General features: G+C 31.4%; 21 protein-coding genes and 4 pseudogenes. 13 read left to right on the forward strand and 12 right to left on the reverse strand.

Annotated elements, in window-relative coordinates; genetic code table 11:
* Window positions 1–689: 689 nt before the first annotated feature.
* On the reverse strand, window positions 690–911 hold the full coding sequence (locus tag AC1VNJ_RS24575) for a DUF2188 domain-containing protein (RefSeq protein ID WP_482641461.1): 222 nt from the start codon (window positions 909–911) through the stop codon (window positions 690–692).
* A gap of 155 nt (window positions 912–1066) precedes the next feature.
* Here AC1VNJ_RS24575 and AC1VNJ_RS24580 point away from each other — a divergent pair, with 155 nt between their 5' ends.
* From AC1VNJ_RS24580 to AC1VNJ_RS24595, 4 genes and pseudogenes are all read left to right on the forward strand, one after another.
* The gene (locus tag AC1VNJ_RS24580) at window positions 1067–1255 is read left to right on the forward strand and encodes a hypothetical protein (protein ID WP_482641462.1); all 189 of its coding nucleotides are present in this window, start codon (window positions 1067–1069) and stop codon (window positions 1253–1255) included.
* Between the two features lie 41 nt (window positions 1256–1296).
* A complete protein-coding gene (locus AC1VNJ_RS24585) occupies window positions 1297–1419 on the forward strand; it encodes a hypothetical protein (RefSeq protein WP_482641463.1) in 123 nt (40 codons plus the stop codon).
* A gap of 19 nt (window positions 1420–1438) precedes the next feature.
* Window positions 1439–1855: a DUF3908 family protein gene (locus tag AC1VNJ_RS24590; RefSeq protein WP_482641464.1), complete on the forward strand. Its 417-nt coding sequence runs from the start codon at window positions 1439–1441 to the stop codon at window positions 1853–1855.
* A gap of 37 nt (window positions 1856–1892) precedes the next feature.
* Window positions 1893–2003, forward strand: a pseudogene (locus AC1VNJ_RS24595) (DUF771 domain-containing protein); the annotation flags it as partial.
* Window positions 2004–2287: 284 nt separating this feature from the next.
* On the opposite strand, the gene AC1VNJ_RS24600 reads toward AC1VNJ_RS24595, so the two are convergent.
* From AC1VNJ_RS24600 to AC1VNJ_RS24610, 3 genes and pseudogenes are all read right to left on the reverse strand, one after another.
* The gene (locus tag AC1VNJ_RS24600; protein ID WP_482641465.1) at window positions 2288–2743 is read right to left on the reverse strand and encodes a hypothetical protein; all 456 of its coding nucleotides are present in this window, start codon (window positions 2741–2743) and stop codon (window positions 2288–2290) included.
* Window positions 2736–3410 carry a S1 family peptidase gene (locus tag AC1VNJ_RS24605; protein WP_482641466.1) on the reverse strand — a complete coding sequence of 225 codons (675 nt, stop codon included), beginning with the start codon at window positions 3408–3410 and terminating at the stop codon, window positions 2736–2738. The genes AC1VNJ_RS24600 and AC1VNJ_RS24605 overlap by 8 nt, the downstream gene beginning before the upstream one ends.
* A gap of 495 nt (window positions 3411–3905) precedes the next feature.
* Window positions 3906–4022, reverse strand: a pseudogene (locus tag AC1VNJ_RS24610) (IS256 family transposase); the annotation flags it as partial.
* 281 nt (window positions 4023–4303) lie between these two features.
* Between AC1VNJ_RS24610 and AC1VNJ_RS24615 the strand changes: the two are divergent.
* The 3 genes from AC1VNJ_RS24615 (at window position 4304) to AC1VNJ_RS24625 (ending at window position 8420) form a co-directional block, all read left to right on the forward strand.
* Window positions 4304–5254 carry a hypothetical protein gene (locus AC1VNJ_RS24615; RefSeq protein WP_482641467.1) on the forward strand — a complete coding sequence of 317 codons (951 nt, stop codon included), beginning with the start codon at window positions 4304–4306 and terminating at the stop codon, window positions 5252–5254.
* A 182-nt stretch (window positions 5255–5436) separates the two neighbouring features.
* On the forward strand, window positions 5437–6246 hold the full coding sequence (locus tag AC1VNJ_RS24620; protein ID WP_482641468.1) for a hypothetical protein: 810 nt from the start codon (window positions 5437–5439) through the stop codon (window positions 6244–6246).
* 716 nt (window positions 6247–6962) lie between these two features.
* On the forward strand, window positions 6963–8420 hold the full coding sequence (locus AC1VNJ_RS24625) for a DUF6602 domain-containing protein (RefSeq protein ID WP_482641469.1): 1458 nt from the start codon (window positions 6963–6965) through the stop codon (window positions 8418–8420).
* Between the two features lie 204 nt (window positions 8421–8624).
* On the opposite strand, the gene AC1VNJ_RS24630 is transcribed toward AC1VNJ_RS24625, so the two are convergent.
* From AC1VNJ_RS24630 to AC1VNJ_RS24650, 5 genes and pseudogenes are all read right to left on the reverse strand, one after another.
* A complete protein-coding gene (locus AC1VNJ_RS24630) occupies window positions 8625–10244 on the reverse strand; it encodes a GmrSD restriction endonuclease domain-containing protein (protein ID WP_482641470.1) in 1620 nt (539 codons plus the stop codon).
* A gap of 437 nt (window positions 10245–10681) precedes the next feature.
* Complete coding sequence (locus AC1VNJ_RS24635; RefSeq protein WP_482641471.1) at window positions 10682–14683, reverse strand: Eco57I restriction-modification methylase domain-containing protein; 4002 nt, start codon at window positions 14681–14683, stop codon at window positions 10682–10684.
* Entirely contained in the window at window positions 14676–15464 is a 789-nt protein-coding gene (locus tag AC1VNJ_RS24640) for a hypothetical protein (RefSeq protein WP_482641472.1), read from the reverse strand. The genes AC1VNJ_RS24635 and AC1VNJ_RS24640 overlap by 8 nt, the downstream gene beginning before the upstream one ends.
* Before the next feature lie 108 nt (window positions 15465–15572).
* A pseudogene (locus AC1VNJ_RS24645) lies at window positions 15573–15809 on the reverse strand (TIGR04540 family protein); the annotation flags it as partial.
* Between the two features lie 335 nt (window positions 15810–16144).
* A complete protein-coding gene (locus AC1VNJ_RS24650) occupies window positions 16145–16345 on the reverse strand; it encodes a helix-turn-helix domain-containing protein (protein ID WP_482641473.1) in 201 nt (66 codons plus the stop codon).
* A 130-nt stretch (window positions 16346–16475) separates the two neighbouring features.
* Between AC1VNJ_RS24650 and AC1VNJ_RS24655 the strand changes: the two genes are divergently transcribed.
* The 4 genes from AC1VNJ_RS24655 (at window position 16476) to AC1VNJ_RS24670 (ending at window position 18011) form a co-directional block, all read left to right on the forward strand.
* Entirely contained in the window at window positions 16476–16628 is a 153-nt protein-coding gene (locus AC1VNJ_RS24655; protein WP_482641474.1) for a hypothetical protein, read from the forward strand.
* Between the two features lie 69 nt (window positions 16629–16697).
* A complete protein-coding gene (locus AC1VNJ_RS24660; RefSeq protein WP_368895022.1) occupies window positions 16698–16994 on the forward strand; it encodes a hypothetical protein in 297 nt (98 codons plus the stop codon).
* Window positions 16995–17326: 332 nt separating this feature from the next.
* The gene (locus AC1VNJ_RS24665) at window positions 17327–17554 is read left to right on the forward strand and encodes a hypothetical protein (protein WP_482641475.1); all 228 of its coding nucleotides are present in this window, start codon (window positions 17327–17329) and stop codon (window positions 17552–17554) included.
* 58 nt (window positions 17555–17612) lie between these two features.
* Window positions 17613–18011 carry a hypothetical protein gene (locus tag AC1VNJ_RS24670; RefSeq protein WP_482641476.1) on the forward strand — a complete coding sequence of 133 codons (399 nt, stop codon included), beginning with the start codon at window positions 17613–17615 and terminating at the stop codon, window positions 18009–18011.
* A gap of 60 nt (window positions 18012–18071) precedes the next feature.
* On the opposite strand, the pseudogene AC1VNJ_RS24675 reads toward AC1VNJ_RS24670, so the two are convergent.
* A pseudogene (locus AC1VNJ_RS24675) lies at window positions 18072–18314 on the reverse strand (IS3 family transposase); the annotation flags it as partial.
* A 60-nt stretch (window positions 18315–18374) separates the two neighbouring features.
* The gene (locus AC1VNJ_RS24680; RefSeq protein WP_025753619.1) at window positions 18375–18605 is read right to left on the reverse strand and encodes a helix-turn-helix domain-containing protein; all 231 of its coding nucleotides are present in this window, start codon (window positions 18603–18605) and stop codon (window positions 18375–18377) included.
* 371 nt (window positions 18606–18976) lie between these two features.
* Here AC1VNJ_RS24680 and AC1VNJ_RS24685 point away from each other — a divergent pair, with 371 nt between their 5' ends.
* Window positions 18977–19462 (forward strand): hypothetical protein, encoded by a 486-nt coding sequence (locus AC1VNJ_RS24685; RefSeq protein ID WP_482641477.1) that lies wholly within the window; start codon window positions 18977–18979, stop codon window positions 19460–19462.
* Window positions 19449–19613, forward strand: coding sequence for a hypothetical protein (locus tag AC1VNJ_RS24690; RefSeq protein ID WP_482641478.1), 165 nt, complete (start codon window positions 19449–19451; stop codon window positions 19611–19613). Before AC1VNJ_RS24685 ends, AC1VNJ_RS24690 begins: the two co-directional genes overlap by 14 nt.
* A 326-nt stretch (window positions 19614–19939) precedes the next feature.
* Here the strand turns inward: AC1VNJ_RS24690 and AC1VNJ_RS24695 are convergent, their stop codons facing one another.
* Entirely contained in the window at window positions 19940–20524 is a 585-nt protein-coding gene (locus AC1VNJ_RS24695; protein WP_280166646.1) for a helix-turn-helix domain-containing protein, read from the reverse strand.
* Between the last annotated feature and the right edge of the window lie 319 nt (window positions 20525–20843).

Consider the following 20843-nt stretch of genomic DNA (forward strand, 5'->3'; position numbering starts at 1 on the left):
TAGGGGGAATACGTTATTAGTCTGGCCAGATTTATAGATTCATATACATATATCCTTAAAGATAAATGTTGTAATGGAGTGATTTTTTTAAAATAACCTTATATACGTTTTGTTATTCGTTGAGTAAATACTAAATTATTTTAGTTATTATTAAGGTTTCACTATTTACTCTAACTGACGACAAATACGCAGATTTCCCTCGTTAAATGTATGTATAAATGGTTTTCTTGGATGATATAGCTAACATGTCCATAACATCTTCAATGGTAATGATTTTACTGGGATATCAATCATACAACACATTCCTTTTCTTTCTATTATCTAATAATTTATTATATTATAGTAATACAAAGTTACAGATTAAAAGTTTTTATAGTAGCTGTGTAAAAGGTATAACTAACTTATAAAAAGTTAAGTTCTATCATTTACTCTTAGTGACGACAAATTGTGGGTTTTTCTACAAGATAGGTAAATATTAATATGTATTTTAAGATGGTAATTTACTAATTACCTCATAACATTTCATCCATATGTAAAGGTACTAACAAAATGTAAAACAAACAGAATTCTTCCTCTTAATATAGAACTTGTTGATTTTATACACATCATTGAATGAAAAAGGAGGTATTCATATATTTCAAAATAAACAAAATAAAAAGCGAACCTTTAGATAAAGTTCGCCTTCCCTTTTAGCCTTTAGGTGGATAAGGGTCATTACCATAACTATCTTTAGCTCTAATTTTCCCATTTTTCCCATGAATAACAACCTCTTGACCCTGATTCTTAGCAATCTTTTTAGCAGCGTCAATTGCTTCTTTTTGAGTATCGTGTATTGATGTTGCTTTTGAATTGCCAGCACCTTTTACCTGCCAACCTCCATCTTTACGGGGAGTTACATGTTGATCAGCCATTTATATCACCTTCTTAATTTTTACATTATTCGTCAATATATAAGACTATTCCTTCTCTAAAATTTATAACATTTTCAATTTTCAGTCAAATATATTCATTTTCAAAGAGGGGAAATGTCATAACTCGTCGTATTGTTAGACGGGGAGGTGATAAAATGAGTATATTTAATGCTATAGAAAAGAAGCTTAATCTTTTAGATACTGAATCTAAAGATGCACTTATATCAAATATTGTATTAGTTATAGACCAAGTTAAAACACCAGCTACTAAAGATTCGTATACTAAGTCAGAAGCTTATGATCGTATTCTTGAAGAATTAAAAGAATACCGTGTAATTGAATAATTAAAATTGATACATATGCAATTAGGGGCGGTGGTCAAAATATGAGTACGGCAGGACGTTGGGGATTATCTGACCTAGGCAGGGGCCGTAAGCCAAGTGCGTTAGATCCAAGTGGAATTAGCCCATTGAAAAGACCAGGTGCTATTGACCCAAGCGATATATAGAAATTAAAGAGGTGCGTATATGGCATATACCTTTGAAGAATTTAAGGGAAAAGTAAATGATCGGAATTTTTACGGAAGACGAAAGTATTTTTCTATTGTAGAAGATATTCAAAAGCTTTATGATGAATCGAAAATTAAGTTCTTTTATCCTAAAAACCTTATAAATGATAAAGAAAAGGAATTATATATTTTCTTCGAAGATGGATATGTGCTTGTACAAGTAAATGAGCAATCCCAAACCCAAAATAAGTATGAGCATTTCTATTGTAGGCCTGTATCCAAAACAATAGTTACATCAGAATATGGAGAAAATGAAGAATTAGAAATTAAATTTAATAACGATCATACTCTCGTATTCAATAGTCTTGCTGATTCTGATAGGGATTGGCGAGCGCAATATGCGGATTGTATTAAGGAATTATATAAAATAATTTAAGTAGAGAGCATCCAGACAATCGGATGCTTTTTTTGTTTTCTATCCCCAATCTAAAGATCAAACATGGGTGTTTCAAGCTAGTAGGATGTCAGATTTCCTTGAAAAGAACTTTTGTTTAATCTTTTTAAAAGAAAAAAATGAAGGCTAGAATATACATGATTTTATGCATTATAAAAAGTGCTACCCTCACATGGATTGCCCTTGAAATGTTGATAAATCAACAAATATATATAAACGTATGTATAGTAAATTTTTGGATGTTTTCAAAACCTTGATATATAAGGGTTCGAAAAATGGTTCCTGGAATAATGGTCATGTTAACTAAAAATGGATAATATATACATATTAAAAAGAAACCAACTATCTTCGTACAAAGATAGTTGGTTTCTACTAATAGTCTTACACATTAACATTGACTTATCCCTAAAATATTTACATTTCTGCCTCATTATCATCTGAGTAAAGTTCACACCATACATTTTTTCCAATACTGGTCATGCTCATAAATAACATTACTATAATTGGCGCTAGATATACCGCAGAAGCTCCTATGGAAGCAGCAATAGCTGCAGATACTCCTGATACTACTGTAGTATGTAGTGGCTTTATTTCACCTATAAATTTTTGTCGTTCCTCTGAGTATTTTTCATGACCACAAATAAAGTTATGAAATTCCTTTTTTACTTTATCTACAAATATGCTTTTTTTAGATCCGGCACCAAACGGCGCTGTGTGAGATGTATTTAAATTAAGATAAAGAGCAGTTGCCTCATCTAAATCCCCATGAGTATTCTCTACTAATCTAGAGACGAGATTTCTTTGATAATTAGGAAGAGCATTTAACCATTCTTCAGGTGATTCAAATAATTGATCTAATTCATTATTCATAGTCCATTAACTCCCTTATATATTCAGCTGAAATAATATGTGTAGCAGGGTGGAATGTTAATGGATCTAACCCACCAATAAGAATTCCACCATTCCCATTGTTAGGTACATATGACCCTACAAGTATGCCAATTAAATTAAGATTTACACTATTAAATACAGGGCTCCCTGATTGTCCTTTTCTAGATTGAATATTAATTACAGCGTGTTTTAATTTTTCACCACCATTTTCTAATAAAATCTTAGCACCAACATGAGTATGTTGTTGAGTTAATACCCGTTTGCCAAAATTCAAGTCTGGAAATCCAAACATAGTTACACTATCGCCTACATTTACCCCTTCAAGTGATGAAATATTAATATTCGAACTATAATCTTCATTTGTATTTACTTTTAAAATGCATAGGTCATGTAATGGATTAATAGCTACCATTCTTACATTAACATAACGGGCTTCTACTATCGAAGTATCTTGATATTCAGATAATCCATTAGTTTGAGGCATTAAAATAACTAAATTACTATCATCATTACCTGTAGTATGTGCTGCTGTAACAAAATGCCCTGACTTATTTAGCAAAGTGGCGGTCCCCAATAATTCACTTCCATTAGGAGTTACCCTTGCTACTGTTAGTACTACTCTGGTTATATCTTCAAATCTATTCATAATTAAATCTCCCCCTTTCCAGTAATAAATTTAACTTTACTATACATTTCCAAAAACATCCTCCAAAAACAGATATTTTGAATCTTTTCTGCATGAAAACACTGCATAAAAAAGACGTTTTTATGCAGTGTTTTTATAATAATTCGTTTGCTAATGCAGCCCTTTTTATAAGGTATATAGTAGGTGAAATATCATTAATAATAGAGATTAATGGTTATTATGGCATACTAGATATTTAACTATCCTTCAAAATATATATAGACATAAAATAATATTTATTGTCAGAAATGAAGCTCCTTTTGTACTTTATGGATCTTTTACTAAAATTCATTAATTAAAGGGGTTTTAATGATGAAAAAAAATATATCTAAAAAAAGCATTTTTAAACAAATTTTAAGTATATTTTAGTAAAATTGAATTAGATAGTTATTCATATAAAAATATAGGAATATAATGGATTTAATAGGGGACGTCGATAATTCTGTAAAAATAAAAATTTTTATTATTAAATTCAATGCGACTATATTTTTCATCGTTTAAGAAAGCTGTTAATTCGCTCACTAATAGCGTATTAACTGTACATTATTAGTGAAAACAAAAAATTCTCGTCATATCTTCTTTTTAGGCTGAAGCTTGAATAGAATCTGTTGTAAACTGATCTAGAGGAAGACTCTCTTTCTTTGAATTGGTGGTGGTGACTTAATTCTAGGAGAAAAAGTCTTTCTTTTTTTATTCATTTATACAAAATATTTTATGATCTTGTAGGGCATTTAGACAACTAGCAAAGAAAAAGGCATGTTTATAGGAGAATTATGAAAATAAGATTCATATAATTTATGTATATTTAAACCCTTATCATATTTATTGTATTTCAAAAGAGAGGATTAATTATTATGAAATTTAAAGCTGTAGTTGCTACAACACATATTGATAAACATCAGGTGAGAATAACCAAGGAAGCTTTAGAACAAGCTGGAAAAGATATTAGAGTTAGTGGTGCAGTGCCTGCTATAAAAATTGAGCATGACAATATTATTCCTCCTATTGGAAAAGTAATTGATGGATGGGTAGAAAAGAGAGAGGATGGCGAATATCAATTAGTTGTAGTTCAAGAAGTATTTAATAAGATTTCTGAAGTGAATCTACCTGATAGTTCAATAGCATATTGTGAGTCATCAGAAAGTGACAGCAGACCTTTTGTAGTAGAGAAAGAAGGTGATTTTTCAAAAGACCTAAAGATATCTGTTGATCTTGTGAATTTTGAAAAAAAGGAAGAATATGAAAAATTTATATATGAGATTAAACAGATAGGAGATTTTGATTCCGAAATTATTGGTAGAAAATCTTTCATTCCGGATCCTGAAATGATCATCGCCATTTCTAAATTAGTGTTAGTTACTTCTATTGGGAAAAAGGTTGTTGACAAATTAGGCGATAAAGCGATAGATACTGTACTGGACGATATAGTACCTAAAGCTTATCAGGTTATTAAAAAAGCAGTTTATTTAATGGCTCAGTATGCTATTCCAAAGAATAGGCCTATTACTTACATTTTTTTAATACCAGGTGATTTTAATATTAAATTAGCAGTGAGAACTAATGATCCGAATATAGCAATGACGGCAATTCTTCAAGAAAATATAGCTGAAGTCCTAGAAAAGGCGGAGGAGTTTAATGAAAATTTCGATGCTAGTGAAATCCAATTTTTATTTAATGATAAAGGAGAATGGGAATTCAATTTTCTATTAACCAATAAAGGGGAAGTTATAGGAACACCTGCAAGTTTTGATAAAAGAGAAAAAAGATTTCAATTATTACAAAAACAATCCCGAAATAAAGAATAAGGTTCTAATATAAAGATAAATTACAAACACAGGACGTGAGTTCATGTTAAATTTAAGGACTAGAATAGAGATAAGACATTAGCTGTAAGTGACTTAACACCTTTTTTTCAATACCTAAATTAAGGAGTATCAGAATAAAAAAGAAAAGATACATAGAAATATAAAAGGAATAGAGGGAAACGATGAGCCGGTGGAAAAATATAAGCGCTGAAACATTTGGAAGAAAAAGGGAACTTTATATATGGGAAAAAGAAAAATTGGAAAGTTCGGATTTTGAATTTATAGGGGCCTATGCATTATATGGTTATTACAATGATATCCTTTATACTGGAATAACCAAAAGTCGGGATGTTGGTTTAAGGCTAAGAGAGCATATTAAAGATACAAATGTAAGGGCTTCAGGATATTTATGTAAGGAACTGGTTCATTCTACAGGTAATTTTTCCGGAATAAATACAGGTTATGAAAAATACGTATATCGTATGGAAACATATGAGTTTAAGAAAGTGAATGCTCATATGTGGTACGAGCAATTTATGATTACAGAGCATAATCCTCCTTGTAATATGGAAGGAAGGACAAATTTAGTTGCTACTGATAATTTGGACAAGTGGAAGGAGTGGGATATTAAAAGAAAAGAGTATTTTACAACTAAGCTTCCAATTAATAAATGGAGTCTATATGAAAAAACGGCAGCAGAGAGAAAAAGAAAGATTGAAGAGATCGTATTAATGGAAGTTGCAAAGAAAATGGGATACGAGTTTCCATATTTCTTTGCTAATGATAATCCGATTGCTAATTTCAAGAGTAGAAACTATCCAAATGAACGGGAGTTTGTACAAGAACTCATTAAACAATGGAAAAACAAAGGAGTAGAATACACTTCAAAACAGATCTATCAATTAGCAAGGCAAATTGGATTGAGTGCTAATATGTATGAAAGAAAAAGATTAAATTTTGAGTCAAAAACAATTAATAATCTAATTCCTTAAATTATACCCTGAGTCAAGGTCTCGATTGTCTTACTGACTAAGCTCATAATTGGATTCTACCTCTTCCTTTAATACTGCAGTGTTTGATAGTATGAATACGGTAAAAAACAGTTTACATAATAAATATTTGTAGTATGCGAAGAAATACCTACTTGGTACTCAAGAGGTATTTTTTATGCATACACTCCAACCTTTATAAAATAGCATCAAGTGTAGTTTTCAATAAGAAGAGAAAAAGGTAAAACTTAAATATATAAATTAATTTTATGAGTCAGAATGTTTAATAAATTATATTTTTCTTATGCGGTCTAATTTTTATTTTATGAAGAAAATATTTCTTATTAACTATATAAATAGTTCTAAAGATGTATAATTAAAATTATAAGAGAGAATATATTTTTTTGAAATTTCTGGTGGAAGACGTATAAGTGTCGGTATGAAACGTTTTATTGAAGAAATAAATAATAGTGATTCAGCGCCTTTTTTGTTCTTGGGTTCTTAATTTCAAGAAGGTATATAAAAATACTTAAATGAGAGGGAAGGTACGGTTTGACTACAATATGTGTAAGATTAAGGTAGCTATAAACAAAATAAATTAAAAGTTACTCTTATAAATAAAATAAATTTAATTACTTATCTAATTTGTTTGTGCTTTATAACTTAATCTCGATTATATAAATCTATATTTAATTAACATGAAAAAGGCGTGAGTTAGTATGACTAGTAAAATTTTCGATGAAGTTTTAGATAAACATATTAAAGTGTTTGTTGAGGACTTTTGTTTTAGATCAATTGAATTATTTAAGCCCTCCCCAGAAGATAGGATTTTTCATAACGGAGAGTTCGGTATGCACCGTGAACAATTAGTCCGTACTTTTTTGAGAAAGCTTATTCCTACTAATTTAGAAATAGGTACTGGGTTTATCATTAATGATAAATCTGATGTGAGTACTCAGTGTGACGTCATTGTATATGATAAAATTAACACACCTCTTCAAGACGAAATTCCTTTCTTTCCAATTGAAACTGTTGTTGCAATTGGTGAAGTAAAATCCACTCTTGATACAAATAAATTAAAAGATGCCTTAAAAAAACTAGCAAAAATCAAAGAATTTAGAGCAACAGTTAGTATTCCAACTGTTTTGCGGAGAGAATGTCCAATAGATGCGCCTAATTTAACAAGAATTTATATATTTAAAATGGCTGATCTAATAAGAGAACATTCAGGCTTTTCTGCAGAGGATGAGTTTTGGGGATTACCTCTTCCCAAGTATAGTGCTGGATTTGTCGGTGGCCTGGAATCGTCAATCCAAGCAATGCGTGATTTTGTTATTAGTAAACCCTTCGATGAAGATACAACAAATAAATTGTTAATAATAATTAAAAAGTTAAAATACATATGCAGATTGCCAAATATATCAAATTATAATATTGAACATTATCACTTTGATCATATAACCTCATTCTTAATATGTGATAAAATTGATTTGAAAATGAATGGAAAAATGGAGGATTTACCCACTATTATAAATGACTGGTATGATGAATTAGATATTAAAGTCGAGCACCGGCATAATATGATTCTTAGCTTAAAAGATGGGCTACTATTATACTACGATCCAATTGATATAGATACAAAGGAGCCTAAATTTAAATCTTATCCTAAGGTGTGGAACGAACCATTAGATAATTTATTTTTTCCTTGCTTTGATCCATTAACACAGGTTATCGAAATAATAAATACTGAAATCTCCAATAAAAGAAAGGGACCAAAACCTAAAAAACCTAGAGATTTAAATGATGTACTTGCTCAGTTAGTTGATGGAATTAATATAAAAATTAAGGAAAAGATTCTTAAAGATGCTAAAGAAGCTGATATAGCTGTAGTCTTTCAAATTATTGACAATTTAATACATACATATATTAATGATTCTACATTTGATGATGAAAGTGAAAAGTTAAATTTGTATATTGAATTATCAAACCTTGCTTATAATCTTTTTCAAAGCATTCTACCAAAATATGAAAAGCAGGAACATTTAAGAATTTTCGCACACTACATTTGGTTGAATAGCGTTGATACTACTGTTCTACATACTGAAACTGCTATGTATATGTCTAGAATTAATTTACGGGAAAAGACATACCACTTACAAAAAAACATGATGACTTAAAAGATTAGACTATAATATTTAAAGTTCTCTGTTATTTTGGAGGAAGTAGTGCCCTCTGTTGTCTTAACGCATTTATTTGCATGTTTATCATTATTATTTTTCAACATGATAAGTAATTAATAGCAATAATTTTAATAAAATAATGAAAAAGCCCTTTTAAAAAATAAAAAGGGCTTTTTCACATACTACTATCTATAAGACATGTCAGTTTTTAAGTATTCCAACTGGTTGTTGAATAATTCTCTTTGTAAGCTCATTGCTAATTTTTTGAGCACGACAATCAAAAAACGCATCGTAATCATCATCCCATATACCGTAGATATTAAGGTCATCAATCAAATGTGTTTTCATTGTCTGAATTAGATCTTTATTTTCCTGTTTAAAAGCTGTCATATACTTTGAAGGTGCTTGCGCACGTATTCTTCTTTTATTTAGAAAATCATCAACAATTGTTATATTTGCGATGTGATTAATATAAAATTCGTCTTCGCCTTGTTTTTTTAGATAGGCACGTGGGAAAAAGTGGTGATAATTCCGACTATTTGCCTGCTTAAGCCAATCATTATTCATTCTGACAATTGAATTATCGTTGAATGATTTTGGCTCTTGGTATGCCATTAAACATAAAATGGCTTTAATAAAGCTACGATTAGCACTAAACCCTCCATTATTAATGATAAAATCTTTACTCGTGTCAACTTGAAATTCATACCTGGGTAGTTCGCTGTTTAGAATTAGATCAATCTTTTTAATATCTTGAGCTAACTTTGTTTCGGTTGAGCTTGAGTAGCGCTCTGACAATGACACCCGCCAGAAAAAATCATCTAAATAATTCTTAATATCATTAACAGGTTTATCTGGGTGATTATAAAAAAAGTAAGAAAAGGGTACAATTAATGCGTTATAAGGTAAAATTTTTGAAACAGGAATGCGATAGTAATTTCTAAAATATTCAACCGACCTCTCAATTGCATCTACTACATCATCCCAAATATCAATAAACCTCTGTTTATCTAGTTTTAATATATTTTTTCTAGTGCATTCCCTAACTAGAATTACTGAAATGGTCTGTAAAACTGTAATGTCAGGTATGGTTTCATAACCCACTTGTTCTAGCCGTGCTATTAATTGCTCATATTTTTGGGATAAATCGAATTTCTGGCTATCGTCAAATGTTTTAGCTACCATAATTTCAAAAACTGTAAGACTTTTCCCACCAACGTTTAGACGGGTAAATACTTCTGTTGCAATGTCTATAGATGCTCCTCTCAGTAAAATAGTAGAGAAACGGTATGTTTGTAACCTGTTTTTATATTCCTCTAATTTTTGATACATCGTTTTAGGGTACTCCATTAGAACAGGAATTCCCCCATGAAGTAAATTACGTAATGAAATTACTTCTGTGGCATTTCGGTCTTCAATATTTGTAATAATAATAGAATCTTCATCATTCGCCACCAAGTCTACATAAATTTCCGAAAAATCGTCTGATCCTTTTTCCCTCTGAACTTGTAAACCTTTTAAACTAGCATATAAGCTAGTCATTCTTTGTTGTCCATCTAAAACGTATTGAACCATTGATCCTACAGGTGTATCTGGTAAGTCAGCTCCACCGATATTACGAACAGAGCGAAGTTTTTCTTGAGATTCCCATAAAATAAATGTTCCAATTGGATAACCTTTAATAATACTGTCAATTAACTTAGCCGATTCTTCTATAGACCAAACAAAATCCCTTTGAAATTGAGGTATTTTTATAATACCTTTGTCTATATCATTAATTAATGTAGAGAAGGTGATTGAATGTGGTTCTGGTGAATACATATCGTTTCATCCTTTTAAAATAAGTTATTTCTTTCTATTTTACAGGAAATTAAAAAATATTTATACAAATCCAATACTGTCTAACATATACAAATTGTATAATTTCAAGGAGTTAGTAGGAAGTGCATTTAAGGTCATGTTTGAGGGGATAATCCTTTTTAAACAAATTTATTATATAAAAAAGAGTAATATAATTTTATTTTTAATAAAATTATTTACGCCGATATGGTTCTTACTTCCATAATCAGCCTTCCTCCTCCTAGACCTAAGCCTGTGTGAGCTATAAATTGATACACTACGGTGCTATTTTTTATTTATAGAAAAAAACCTAGATAAATCATCTCGCCTTCATTGATGTTTAACCAGGTTTTTTTATTATTCTTTGAGTTGCTTATCTTATGACGATGTATCGTTTGTTCAAGAAATTAATATGGGGTTTATTTCATAGGCTTTATTTTTTTATCAATATGTTCTATTTCTTCTTCTGTAAAACCATATTTTTTGTATAGTTGCTGATCTATTTCCTCAATTGTGTTAGACCAATTAATATCAGACCTATTTGAGAAATTTTGTAAAGGTATAAATCTATAAGTTAATTTAGTTCCATGTTGACTTGATTTGGCAATGCTATGAAGAAATCGCGAAAACTTTGTTTTTAAATAAATCGATAAATTTTTGGCACGTTCTTCATCTAAATCTAAATCTGCACCAATAACAACAAAAGTTTCCGTACAAATAGTTCTTGGTTTACCGATTATTGTATTAAAGTTGTCGTCTTTCAACTCAGTTCCGATGTTATTTGATTCAGCAGTATATACTTTCCATTTATCTATCCATTCTAACCTACTAGGAACTTCGGAACGCTCAACATATCCAACTGCGCCTTTTAAGCCATAACATTTGATTGGATCGAGTAGTCCATGATTTGTACTTCTAAACTTTTTATCCTTAACAAAAAAACCTCTAAAACCAAATGCTTTTGCAGAAGATACGTAATTCATCATTGTGTTATTAAGTTTAATTTCTTTATCCGTGTCATCACCATGAACCTTATATAGTAATTTTAAAGCTATGCTATCTCGAATAAAAATATCAACACCGGGAACTTTCATAGCTCTCATTACATCGGAAATGACCGTATTATTCTCGTGAGTGACCACTCTAATTTGATTTTGAGAATTTTCGTAACTATTATCTATTAAAAAATAGCACACTCCTCCACGAATATTTGTATTAGGGAAGATATCTTCAGGAGTTAACCAATCATGTAACTCTGTGAGGTGAGGGTCATTTAACATTTCTTCGCGGAAGTCATCTAATCCCTTACCTCCAACATACCATCGACTTGGAGTAATCATGGAGATATATTTAGGGTTCATAACTTTAGCTGCACGAACAAAGTTTTGATAAATAGGTCTTGCACTCACTTGTGCACCACCGTCTATCTCTTGATAAGGAGGGTTTCCTATAATGACATCAAATTTCAAATCTTTCTCTCCTTTGTAATTAAACATAGATTGAACAATTCTAAGAATCTCAGCTCTGTTATTTTTAACATCTTCCATTATCGATTTATAATAGATGACATTAGTATCCCAGGAATTATATCCACGTAATGTTCTTATAGTAATGGATTTTGCCATAGGTGTTTTTGCAATGACAAAAATATTATCTTTTAATGTTTCGGCCCAAAGTTTAAAGTGTGTATCACGATCTAGTACCTCGTAATATTTAGTTTCACGCCATACACGAACTTTTTCTCTATATATGTTATAACAAGCTAATAATGGATATAATCCTGATTTAGAATTTATTTCAAGAACCTTTGAATGTGTATTTGCTAAGGAATTTCTTGTAATGTTGCTTTTTACCTCTAGTCTCGTATTTTCACCATTGTGTAAAGCGTATTCGAAGTTTTCATCGAAGAAGGATTCTCCACCTAGTGTATTGACTAGATGTCTATTCACAACTTTCCATGGAGTTAATACAGTTTCTTTATCTGGATTTTTAAACGTTGAGAAAATATCTGCAATTTTCATTACTCGCTCTCTAACAGTATCAGCTTTATCTGCTACTTTTACCTTGCGGCGAATTTTCAGTCCTGCCTCCACAAAAACTTCAGCATCGTAGTACTTTATAAATTTTTTAAACATATCTTTTGTAACACCTTGAGGCATGAACTCTTTCCAAGATTCATCATCCACGATATCTACAAAGTTACGGATAGTTATTTCTTTTTCCATATCAATGGTTGCGCCATAAATCATCATTGGAATACGAATGCTAATCCCTCTAAGGATACTGATCATTGTTTTACGCTGCTTGCGAAGTTCTTGCATTTTTTCAAGCAAAGCTTGTTCTTCTGGCGTTCGTTGTTTCTTAGGTTTTTTTTGAGTCTCTTCAGCCTTTTCCCATTCTTCATCATTAAAACCTTGATTATTTACTGTTACATCTAAAGGTTTTTTTTCTTGCTTTGAGGTACCGATAATTTCTTTCAGATTATTAAAGTCTTGAATATCAACTTCATCTAATTTTAGTAATTCATCATTATATAAATTCATATCATCAAAGCCAGTTGTAACTACTCGATCAATGGCAGCTTTTTTTAGTTGACGTAACATATGTTCTACATTAATAGCAGCCATTTTGCTTTCATCAATACTAATAACTGAGCAATAATTTAGAAATGTGTTCATTGCCTCTTTTTGGGAAGGTGAATTTAAACTCCCTGCTTTTATATTTAAACTAGCAGCTTGTGCAACCATTTTTAGTGTTCTGTCTGGTGCAAAATCAAATACGTAACAATCGGTTTTTATTTTCCCACCGATATTTGCAGGAGTTTGGACACGAAAAGCTGTTTGTAAATATGTAGCTGGAGATGATGTGTTAGAAAGCATCAAGACACCAGTCCATGCAGGAACACTAACCCCTGTCGTTAATTTACCACAAGTAATAGTAATAGTATAAGCGTTATCAGGGTCATCACCAATTGCTTTTTTCACTTTGGCTAAGGCGTCTATATTTTCTGAATCATTACCACCTGAGCCTGCAACATTTACGATGTCAAAATTCCCAAATATAGCATGTTCTTTCATTAGTTCACTAAGTGCTCTAGCTTCTGAAACACCTGGGACTAACCATAATGTATTTTTAAGATTATCTCGATAGTATTCTGTAGAGAATGGGAAATTTGTTTTGTTGTTTTCAAACTGTCCTTTATGAGATATTAAGTCTAAGAATTTTAAAACATCTTCTTCATGAATAAATTTTCCTCTTTTTGAAATATGGGGATCATCATTACTATAAGTTCTGAAAAATTCTCTAAAGTTAAAAGCCTTATCTTCAATATCAATATATTTCTGTCCATTAAATTCTTTGTCTAATTGGTATGTAAAGATAGACAATTTAGGAAGACTTGCATAAGGATTAGAATCCCCAAAATTATTGATTTCCCATTCATATTTGGCTTTTTGTTCCATGACATAATCCCAGGTATAAATATCTTCCTCATCCTGGTAATCTTCAAATATATTAAAAGGAGTTCCAGAAAGTGCAAGCGTAAATGTTCGTTCAATATGTTTATGAACATTTCTAGCTAGTTCGGTCTTATTACCTTCGTGAGCTTCATCAATAATAACACAATCCCATGTCGTTTCAAAAATGTGATTATTTTTATTGAATTCGCCACCGATCAACGAGGAACCGCGTAAATCCTGCATAGAAGCGAAGTAGATAAATGGATTTTTCATACTATGTAGAACTTCAATTGTTTCTCCTTTTACTTTTGAACCATAACCATAATTAGATTCTACAAAGATTTTATGAAAATCTTCAAACCATCCTTCTGATACAACAGGTCTATGTGTGATAATAAGCGTTTTTTTAAATTCTGCACGTCTAATTAGTTCAAGGGCACTTACAGTTTTACCAAATCGCATTTTTGCGTTCCACAACATTCTTTCTTTGCCTTTTTGAATTAAATCTAAAGTTGATTTTATAGCCTCTTCTTGTTCAGGACGAAACGTAATTGTAGTTTTATTTTCAGTAATAGGTGCATGTCCTAAAGATCGTTTTCCATGCTTTACAGCTTCAATGGCTGAAATAGCAGTCTTTAAATCGATATTAAACCACTCTCTGCCTCTGCTCCCTTCAGTGGGGCTTATTCCTGAACGCTTCAAAACACTATGCACATCGTTGTCTCTAAAAGGAGCCCCTTTATAAGTGATTGCTAAATCAAAGTATAATAGCTCGTAATCAATATCTGCTGTTTTAGTGTACTGGTCAATCCTAGATTTGGCGCTTTTTTCTATACTGTCTTTGTCGTATGGATTTCCTTCAAACGTTGTTTCTCCGATTTTTAATCTACCTTTATGTGTTTCACTAGGAATTGTAAAGATATAGATAAGTTTGTGCTTAAAAGCTCGATAGTTCTCATTCATTTATTTCTCCATCCTCCACAACAATTGCGTTAATTAAATCTCTATATGAGGTTTTTTCAAACACCCTAATTGGCTTGGCAAATGTAACATAAGTATCAAAGTCAAATAAGTCATTTTCTAGATCTGAATCAAATAGACTTAATTGTAATGGCTCATTAGCCTTTAACATCTTTTCATAATAAAATCGATCCTCTTGTTCTTTAACAATATCCTGATATAAATATTCAACCCTTTTTATTTCTTTTGTTTCATAATCTATTTCCCATTCCGAAATTTTCCCTAATTTATTTGAATAAACTATATTTCCACAGTTGTCTCGAACTAATTCATTATTGTTAAAAATCGGTATTTTGTATGTTAGGGCATCCATATTGATTATATTTATGTTTATAACATGTTCTATTAACTTAAAGAATTCAATCCCAGTACCCAGCTTATACCGATGGATAAAGTAATACTCAACTAAATTAAGTAAGCGAGATTTGCTAATTTCCACATTATCTTTTAGTAATTCCAACCCGTAAATGTTAGTAATACCAACTATCGCGAAAAATTCTCGATCTTTTGTATCACTGTAATTATTAAATATTAATGTTAATTTTCTATTCAGTATTTCCAGTAGAAATGCTCCTTCACCAGAGCTATTTTCTAAATAGCGACTACTTATTTTTGTACCATCAGCTGGAATTAAATCTAGCATTTCATTAACTAACCAACTTGGAGTCAACACTTCACCATGATCTAGTACTCGATTTTTAGATTTTATTTGATTAATATCCATAAATTAAACACCTTGTTTCTCTTAATTAAACACCTTGATGCATTTCTTCTCTAGTTAGTACAGAACGTCTGTTAATTACGGACTATTGTTCATACCATAATTTTTCTTTTATACAGAAATAGAAGGCTTTTTATTCTCCTCTTTTAACTTCAAAATACAACTTAAGACATCTAACCTCTCTTTATCACACTGTTGACGAATATTAGCTATAAATTGTCCATCTTTCCCCATTTTAGCCTCATTTATTTCATATAACTTTTGGGTTAATTCTATCATGTATGACTCTTTATGCTCATCTCTCCAGTAGTTGTCTATTAATTCATTGTTAGACGCTGCCAAATCTTCTGTGTTCTTTGAAGTAGCTTAATTTCTGTGATAATTCCAACTCTAAATTTAGACTTTTTTATACTTTATTTTTATTTTATATGTAGTTCTTTAGTAACACAACATTTTGGCGGTGAAATTTTATAAGCCATTTTTGATTTTAAAAAGAAAGGTTACGTGTTTATTCAAACAGCTTGATATTAATGTTATTTATACTTTATTTTTAATGGCAGAAGAAATCATTGTAGACAATTTTCTAATGTACATAAAAAAGCAGTCAAATAAAATATTTTGACTGCTTTTTAGCAAAATTGAACAACTAGATTTTTAATTATATCATATTTTCCTTTAACGAATCATTCTTCTACTTCGAATAGGTCTTCTATTGATAATCCCAGAGCTTTAGCAATACTAAACAAATGCCAATCTAAATGTTGTTCGTTTTTGTCGAAACGAGAAATGCTTGCCTGTGGGATTCCTGTCATTTCTGACAATTGTCCTTGTGTAAGACCTCTTTTTTTTAGTAGCTCTCGCAATCTGGGCTTTATAGTTACCATTTTCATTCCTCCAACTTGATTTCAATTCATTATACAATAGTGAATTAATTTTGTTAAACTTATTTACAATCCTCAATCCACTATCGTATAATGGATTATAGTGAAAGGTTAATTTTATGAGGTTTCAAAAATGAAGATGAAAGAAAGTTATTATCGCTTAGTTTTACGCCATTTTCTGAAATACCCTAACGCAATGTTAAGCACTATGAATGATGATGATTGCGAAGAAGAATACAAAAAAATCGTTAGTAATGCTGCTTGGAATGAAAATTTTCACGTGTGAATAATTACGAAGTTTTACTACATTTTTAAATTCTAAATGTGTAGTAAAACCCAAAAAGGAGCTGGTTTTATGAAGGTTAAAACAACAGAGCCAGGGTATCTTGCAAAACAAAAATCAAAAGGAAAAACGTATTTGTTTATTAAAAAAACCTATCGTGAAGGAAAAAAAGTGAAGAGTAAATCATTATATAGTTTAGGAGCCATGCCGGAGGCTCTAGAACGTCTTTATTGGCTTCGCGATCATCCAGACTATTTTCCAAAGGATTTGGAGAAAGCAGGATTTACACTTGCTCATATATATAAGTGGGTTTTAGCTATTGAAATAAGACAAAAAGAGAATGGATCCCCTTTCGATGTGTTTAATTAATCTTCATACAAATAAAAAAGCCACTTTAAATACTAAGTGGCTTTTAGCTACGTTAAAATCGTCAAAAGGTAGCAACCTTACTGCGGTACCTGCATAGTATCTAAAGGCTATCTACTTCGTCATTAATCAGTCTCTACCTCGGTAGTGTTACCGCGTTAATACAGGCTTTATGAGCGTATTAGAGCTGATTTTAGAATTTGTAAGAAAAATGATTTGGAGAGGCGGAAAGGTGGAAAGGCAAATTAGGGAGTAAACTGATGTGTAGAGCAATGAATGTAAATGTGAGATAATTCAGAATATAGGGGGAAATCGCAGGATGGGAGATTAAAAGGATGGGCATTCGAAAAACAGAAATCGAACTCAAAAAATTGGTCTGTGTCTTTGATGGTCTGGAAGAGAAATTACATATTAAAAAAGAAGAAGAATATTACGGATTTGAGACTGCTGACGCAAGGGGTTACAACGTTTTTTCGGATATGAAAGTGGATAGGGATGTTTTATCTAATTGGATAGGAACGTATCCAAAGGCTTATTTTGAGATAGTTGACAATAACACATAGGTGATTGGGTTGGGAAAGTAGTAAAAATATAATCAACACATGTAAAGGAGAAGTAGCAATGTCATTCCACACGTTTGTAGAACACGTTCGAGATCCATACTTTCGCGGTGAGGTTGATCATACGGCTGATTTCGCTAAAATGCTAGATGAATGTTCAGCTGAGGATTTAGTTAAAAGAGCACAGCAACATGTAACAAATTTATTGGCAGCTCAAAGAGAATTGTTTTCTATCAAGATGTATGCCGCAATTGAGGAATACTTACATAATGACATTTTCTTGTTGCTTAGTCTGGTTGCTGATGCTTTGCACAATATGCCTCAGCATTTGACAAACTCGGATAAAGAAGAATTAAAAGTTGAGTTGCTACGATTTTATCAACTAAAGGAATTAATTCTAAATTATATAAGCGAGTTTGCGGAAAATAAGAACGTTAAAATTGTATTTGAAGGACTATAAAACCAAAGCATCTGATTAAAAGTTAGGTGTTTTTTGTATGTTGAAGTTGGTATGTCAACACTAAGCTAGACAGTTTTTTTGGTTTCTCATTTTGGATTCAACCGGACTCATATAATCAAGCGTGTCATGAATTAGCACGTAATTAAACTAATGGACATAGTCCTGGAGCTCCTTTGTTAATCCTTCTAAGTTAGTAAAATGTCGTCCTTTCACAAATCCCGTTTTGATACTTTTAAAAGTCGCTTCAGCGACGGCATTGTCATATGGACAGCCTTTCATGCTTAATGATCGGCTAATCATAAACTATAAGATACTCCAAATAAAGTAAAAAAGATTCATCAAAAAAACAGAATGAATAATATTTTACATATCCCAAAAATCACTATAATCTACTATTGGATCATGCTTTTTGAGAAATTTAATAATCTTTTTAGCGTTTTTAAGGCTAGGCTCGTACCCCTTCGGGTCACATAAACGACTAATCGTACTTTTGCTAACTCCACTTTCTTCAGCTATTTCCTGTTGAGTAATCGAATTTTTATCAAGATATTTACCAAATCGTGATCGCTTCTTTCCTAAACCTAACCAGTTCATATAAAACACCTTCCGTTATGTAATTAGTATTCATTATGTCCAACCCTCCTACTTTTAAAACATTTTCCAATCCATAGGAATAGTGGACAAGCCATAGCACATATCATTTAGTAAGACGTCAGCAAAAGACGTCCCTAAAAACAGCATGAATGGAGCGAATACACATGACTAAAGAATTGGCTATCTCTTTATTAAATTCAAAACGTGTCTATCTGACGTTAGAAGGAAAACAAATGTTAGAGTTCATAATAAAAGAAAAAAAGGCTTAGAAAGGAAAATGAGAAGTTGGAAAACCATATTCAAAACTCCTGCATAGATGTTAGTGGAGTTATTCCTTTTAGAGGTTATTCTATATAAGGAGGTGTGTTTCAATGTACAGACCCACTGTCCGTTACGATGATATCTATCGTACATATGTAGATGATTTATTTAAAGCCACCAAGTTAGATCGAAATCAGATTCTTCGCTGTGCTTTATTTGCAGCTGCCTATAATCATCAATTTTTAACCTTGATGAAACACTATAAAAAAGATGACGTCCCTCTTCCCTCCCCTCCATGGAGCCATTCCTCACACCAATTATGGTTGGAGCAAGAAGCAAATAGAGAAGAGAATGGAGGAAGTGAGCTTGATTACATTGAACGAAAAAGAGCGTCTTCAAACATTACTGAGATATCTGGAGTACCAGGAGTTAGCCGATCAATACCAGGAACAGCTTTTTCATCGAAACCCCAACATTCTTCCAACCGTGAGACGTCACAGCAAAATAGACGTCAGCAACCGATTGAGAGACGAGCAAGGACGCTTCCTGCCGTCCAATTATCAAATAATGGAGGAATCCGAATTGACTTTCGATAAGGAGCAAGATATGCAGCGCAAATTAAAAGTAAAACCAATTGCTGACTCTTACAATAGCTATGTAATTGAAGAGAAAGAAAAACGAGATTGGAGTGGGAACATTTATTTAGGGTGTGTAGCAGCGATTTTGGCCATTGCGTTTTTTAACTGACGTCTTTTAGAATAATGTCGATATTTTTGTCATAATCATATAGCATGAATACAGTTAAGACCGCCTTATACACTGATACGTAATGGGCGGTCTTTGTTCTAGATATTCGTATTTTAATAGAAAAAAGCCTTGTTCTTATAAAAACAAGGCTTTTTTCTATTGTGCACAACGGGATAAGATCGTTTTAGTATACCACTTTTTGAAAATGTTTTTTAGCTGTTATAAAACTATTCCTTTATTATATTAAAAGTAAAAATTCCTAAAAGGCAATTACAGGTTTTTCACTACTCGCTCCTGCAACTTAAGATTTTACTTTTTTAAAACTCTTACTTACCTAATAATCTTTGAAACCAACCTTTCTTCATAGGTTGTTCTTCATGCTGGCTTACTGCAGCTAGCTTTTTACCTTCTAACATCTCGCGCATAGCAGTAGTAAGATTTTCATTTCTTTCTTGCAATGTATGTTCTATATAAGTATTTTGCTTATTAAGCTGTTCTGCTAAGTTCATAAGTATTTCATCACGTTTTTTATCACGCTCCTCTAACTGATCAAGGCGTTCTCTCATCCTTCTCATTTCATCAGCTAATATGGAATCAGCGCTGATTTCTGGAACAGGCTTAAATGCTTCTCCTCCAGTGTCAAGGTATAAAGCTATCTCTTTAAGTGTATACTCTTGATCTCGGTTTAGATGTTTAATTAATTGAAATCTTTCTAACCCCTCTTTTTTAAAAATACGATATCCATTTTTCTTTTTGGTGAAAGGAATATAACCTTCAAGTTCTTTTAACCAATTACGTATGGTATGTGGCTCTTCTTCTAAAATTTCAGATATATCCTTTATAATGTATTCACGTTCATCATTTTGTCCTTCAAACTCTTGATTCTCAACTTGATTATCATCAGTATTCATGTTTTTACCTCTCTTTCTATCAATATAACTATACAGCTTATGTAAACCTGATTATCAGCACTATAATAGTTGAAACCTAATTTTAAACTTATAAAAAACTATTACGTTAAAAGCATAATATATCCTCTTTTTAAATTCAAAAGCTTTTTATTCGTTTTTCTGTAAAGATGTTTATCTTAGATGATAATACATATGTTGAAAGGTTGAAAGTGCCTATAATAAGCTTTGAAAATGCTGTTGGAATAGGATTAAATAAGCGAAAAACCATTTAAGTTTAACTTAAGTTAAACTTAAATTTAAAATTCAGCTATTTTTTATT

The organism is Priestia sp. 3CA3, assembly GCF_056836725.1.

Coding starts and splice junctions, on each gene's coding strand:
- AC1VNJ_RS24575 (WP_482641461.1), bottom strand. CDS start 911: ATGGCTGATCAACATGTAACTCCCCGTAAAGATGGAGGTTGGCAGGTA.
- AC1VNJ_RS24580 (WP_482641462.1), top strand. CDS start 1,067: ATGAGTATATTTAATGCTATAGAAAAGAAGCTTAATCTTTTAGATACT.
- AC1VNJ_RS24585 (WP_482641463.1), top strand. CDS start 1,297: ATGAGTACGGCAGGACGTTGGGGATTATCTGACCTAGGCAGGGGCCGT.
- AC1VNJ_RS24590 (WP_482641464.1), top strand. CDS start 1,439: ATGGCATATACCTTTGAAGAATTTAAGGGAAAAGTAAATGATCGGAAT.
- AC1VNJ_RS24600 (WP_482641465.1), bottom strand. CDS start 2,743: ATGAATAATGAATTAGATCAATTATTTGAATCACCTGAAGAATGGTTA.
- AC1VNJ_RS24605 (WP_482641466.1), bottom strand. CDS start 3,410: ATGAATAGATTTGAAGATATAACCAGAGTAGTACTAACAGTAGCAAGG.
- AC1VNJ_RS24615 (WP_482641467.1), top strand. CDS start 4,304: ATGAAATTTAAAGCTGTAGTTGCTACAACACATATTGATAAACATCAG.
- AC1VNJ_RS24620 (WP_482641468.1), top strand. CDS start 5,437: ATGAGCCGGTGGAAAAATATAAGCGCTGAAACATTTGGAAGAAAAAGG.
- AC1VNJ_RS24625 (WP_482641469.1), top strand. CDS start 6,963: ATGACTAGTAAAATTTTCGATGAAGTTTTAGATAAACATATTAAAGTG.
- AC1VNJ_RS24630 (WP_482641470.1), bottom strand. CDS start 10,244: ATGTATTCACCAGAACCACATTCAATCACCTTCTCTACATTAATTAAT.
- AC1VNJ_RS24635 (WP_482641471.1), bottom strand. CDS start 14,683: ATGAATGAGAACTATCGAGCTTTTAAGCACAAACTTATCTATATCTTT.
- AC1VNJ_RS24640 (WP_482641472.1), bottom strand. CDS start 15,464: ATGGATATTAATCAAATAAAATCTAAAAATCGAGTACTAGATCATGGT.
- AC1VNJ_RS24650 (WP_482641473.1), bottom strand. CDS start 16,345: ATGGTAACTATAAAGCCCAGATTGCGAGAGCTACTAAAAAAAAGAGGT.
- AC1VNJ_RS24655 (WP_482641474.1), top strand. CDS start 16,476: ATGAAGATGAAAGAAAGTTATTATCGCTTAGTTTTACGCCATTTTCTG.
- AC1VNJ_RS24660 (WP_368895022.1), top strand. CDS start 16,698: ATGAAGGTTAAAACAACAGAGCCAGGGTATCTTGCAAAACAAAAATCA.
- AC1VNJ_RS24665 (WP_482641475.1), top strand. CDS start 17,327: ATGGGCATTCGAAAAACAGAAATCGAACTCAAAAAATTGGTCTGTGTC.
- AC1VNJ_RS24670 (WP_482641476.1), top strand. CDS start 17,613: ATGTCATTCCACACGTTTGTAGAACACGTTCGAGATCCATACTTTCGC.
- AC1VNJ_RS24680 (WP_025753619.1), bottom strand. CDS start 18,605: ATGAACTGGTTAGGTTTAGGAAAGAAGCGATCACGATTTGGTAAATAT.
- AC1VNJ_RS24685 (WP_482641477.1), top strand. CDS start 18,977: ATGTACAGACCCACTGTCCGTTACGATGATATCTATCGTACATATGTA.
- AC1VNJ_RS24695 (WP_280166646.1), bottom strand. CDS start 20,524: ATGAATACTGATGATAATCAAGTTGAGAATCAAGAGTTTGAAGGACAA.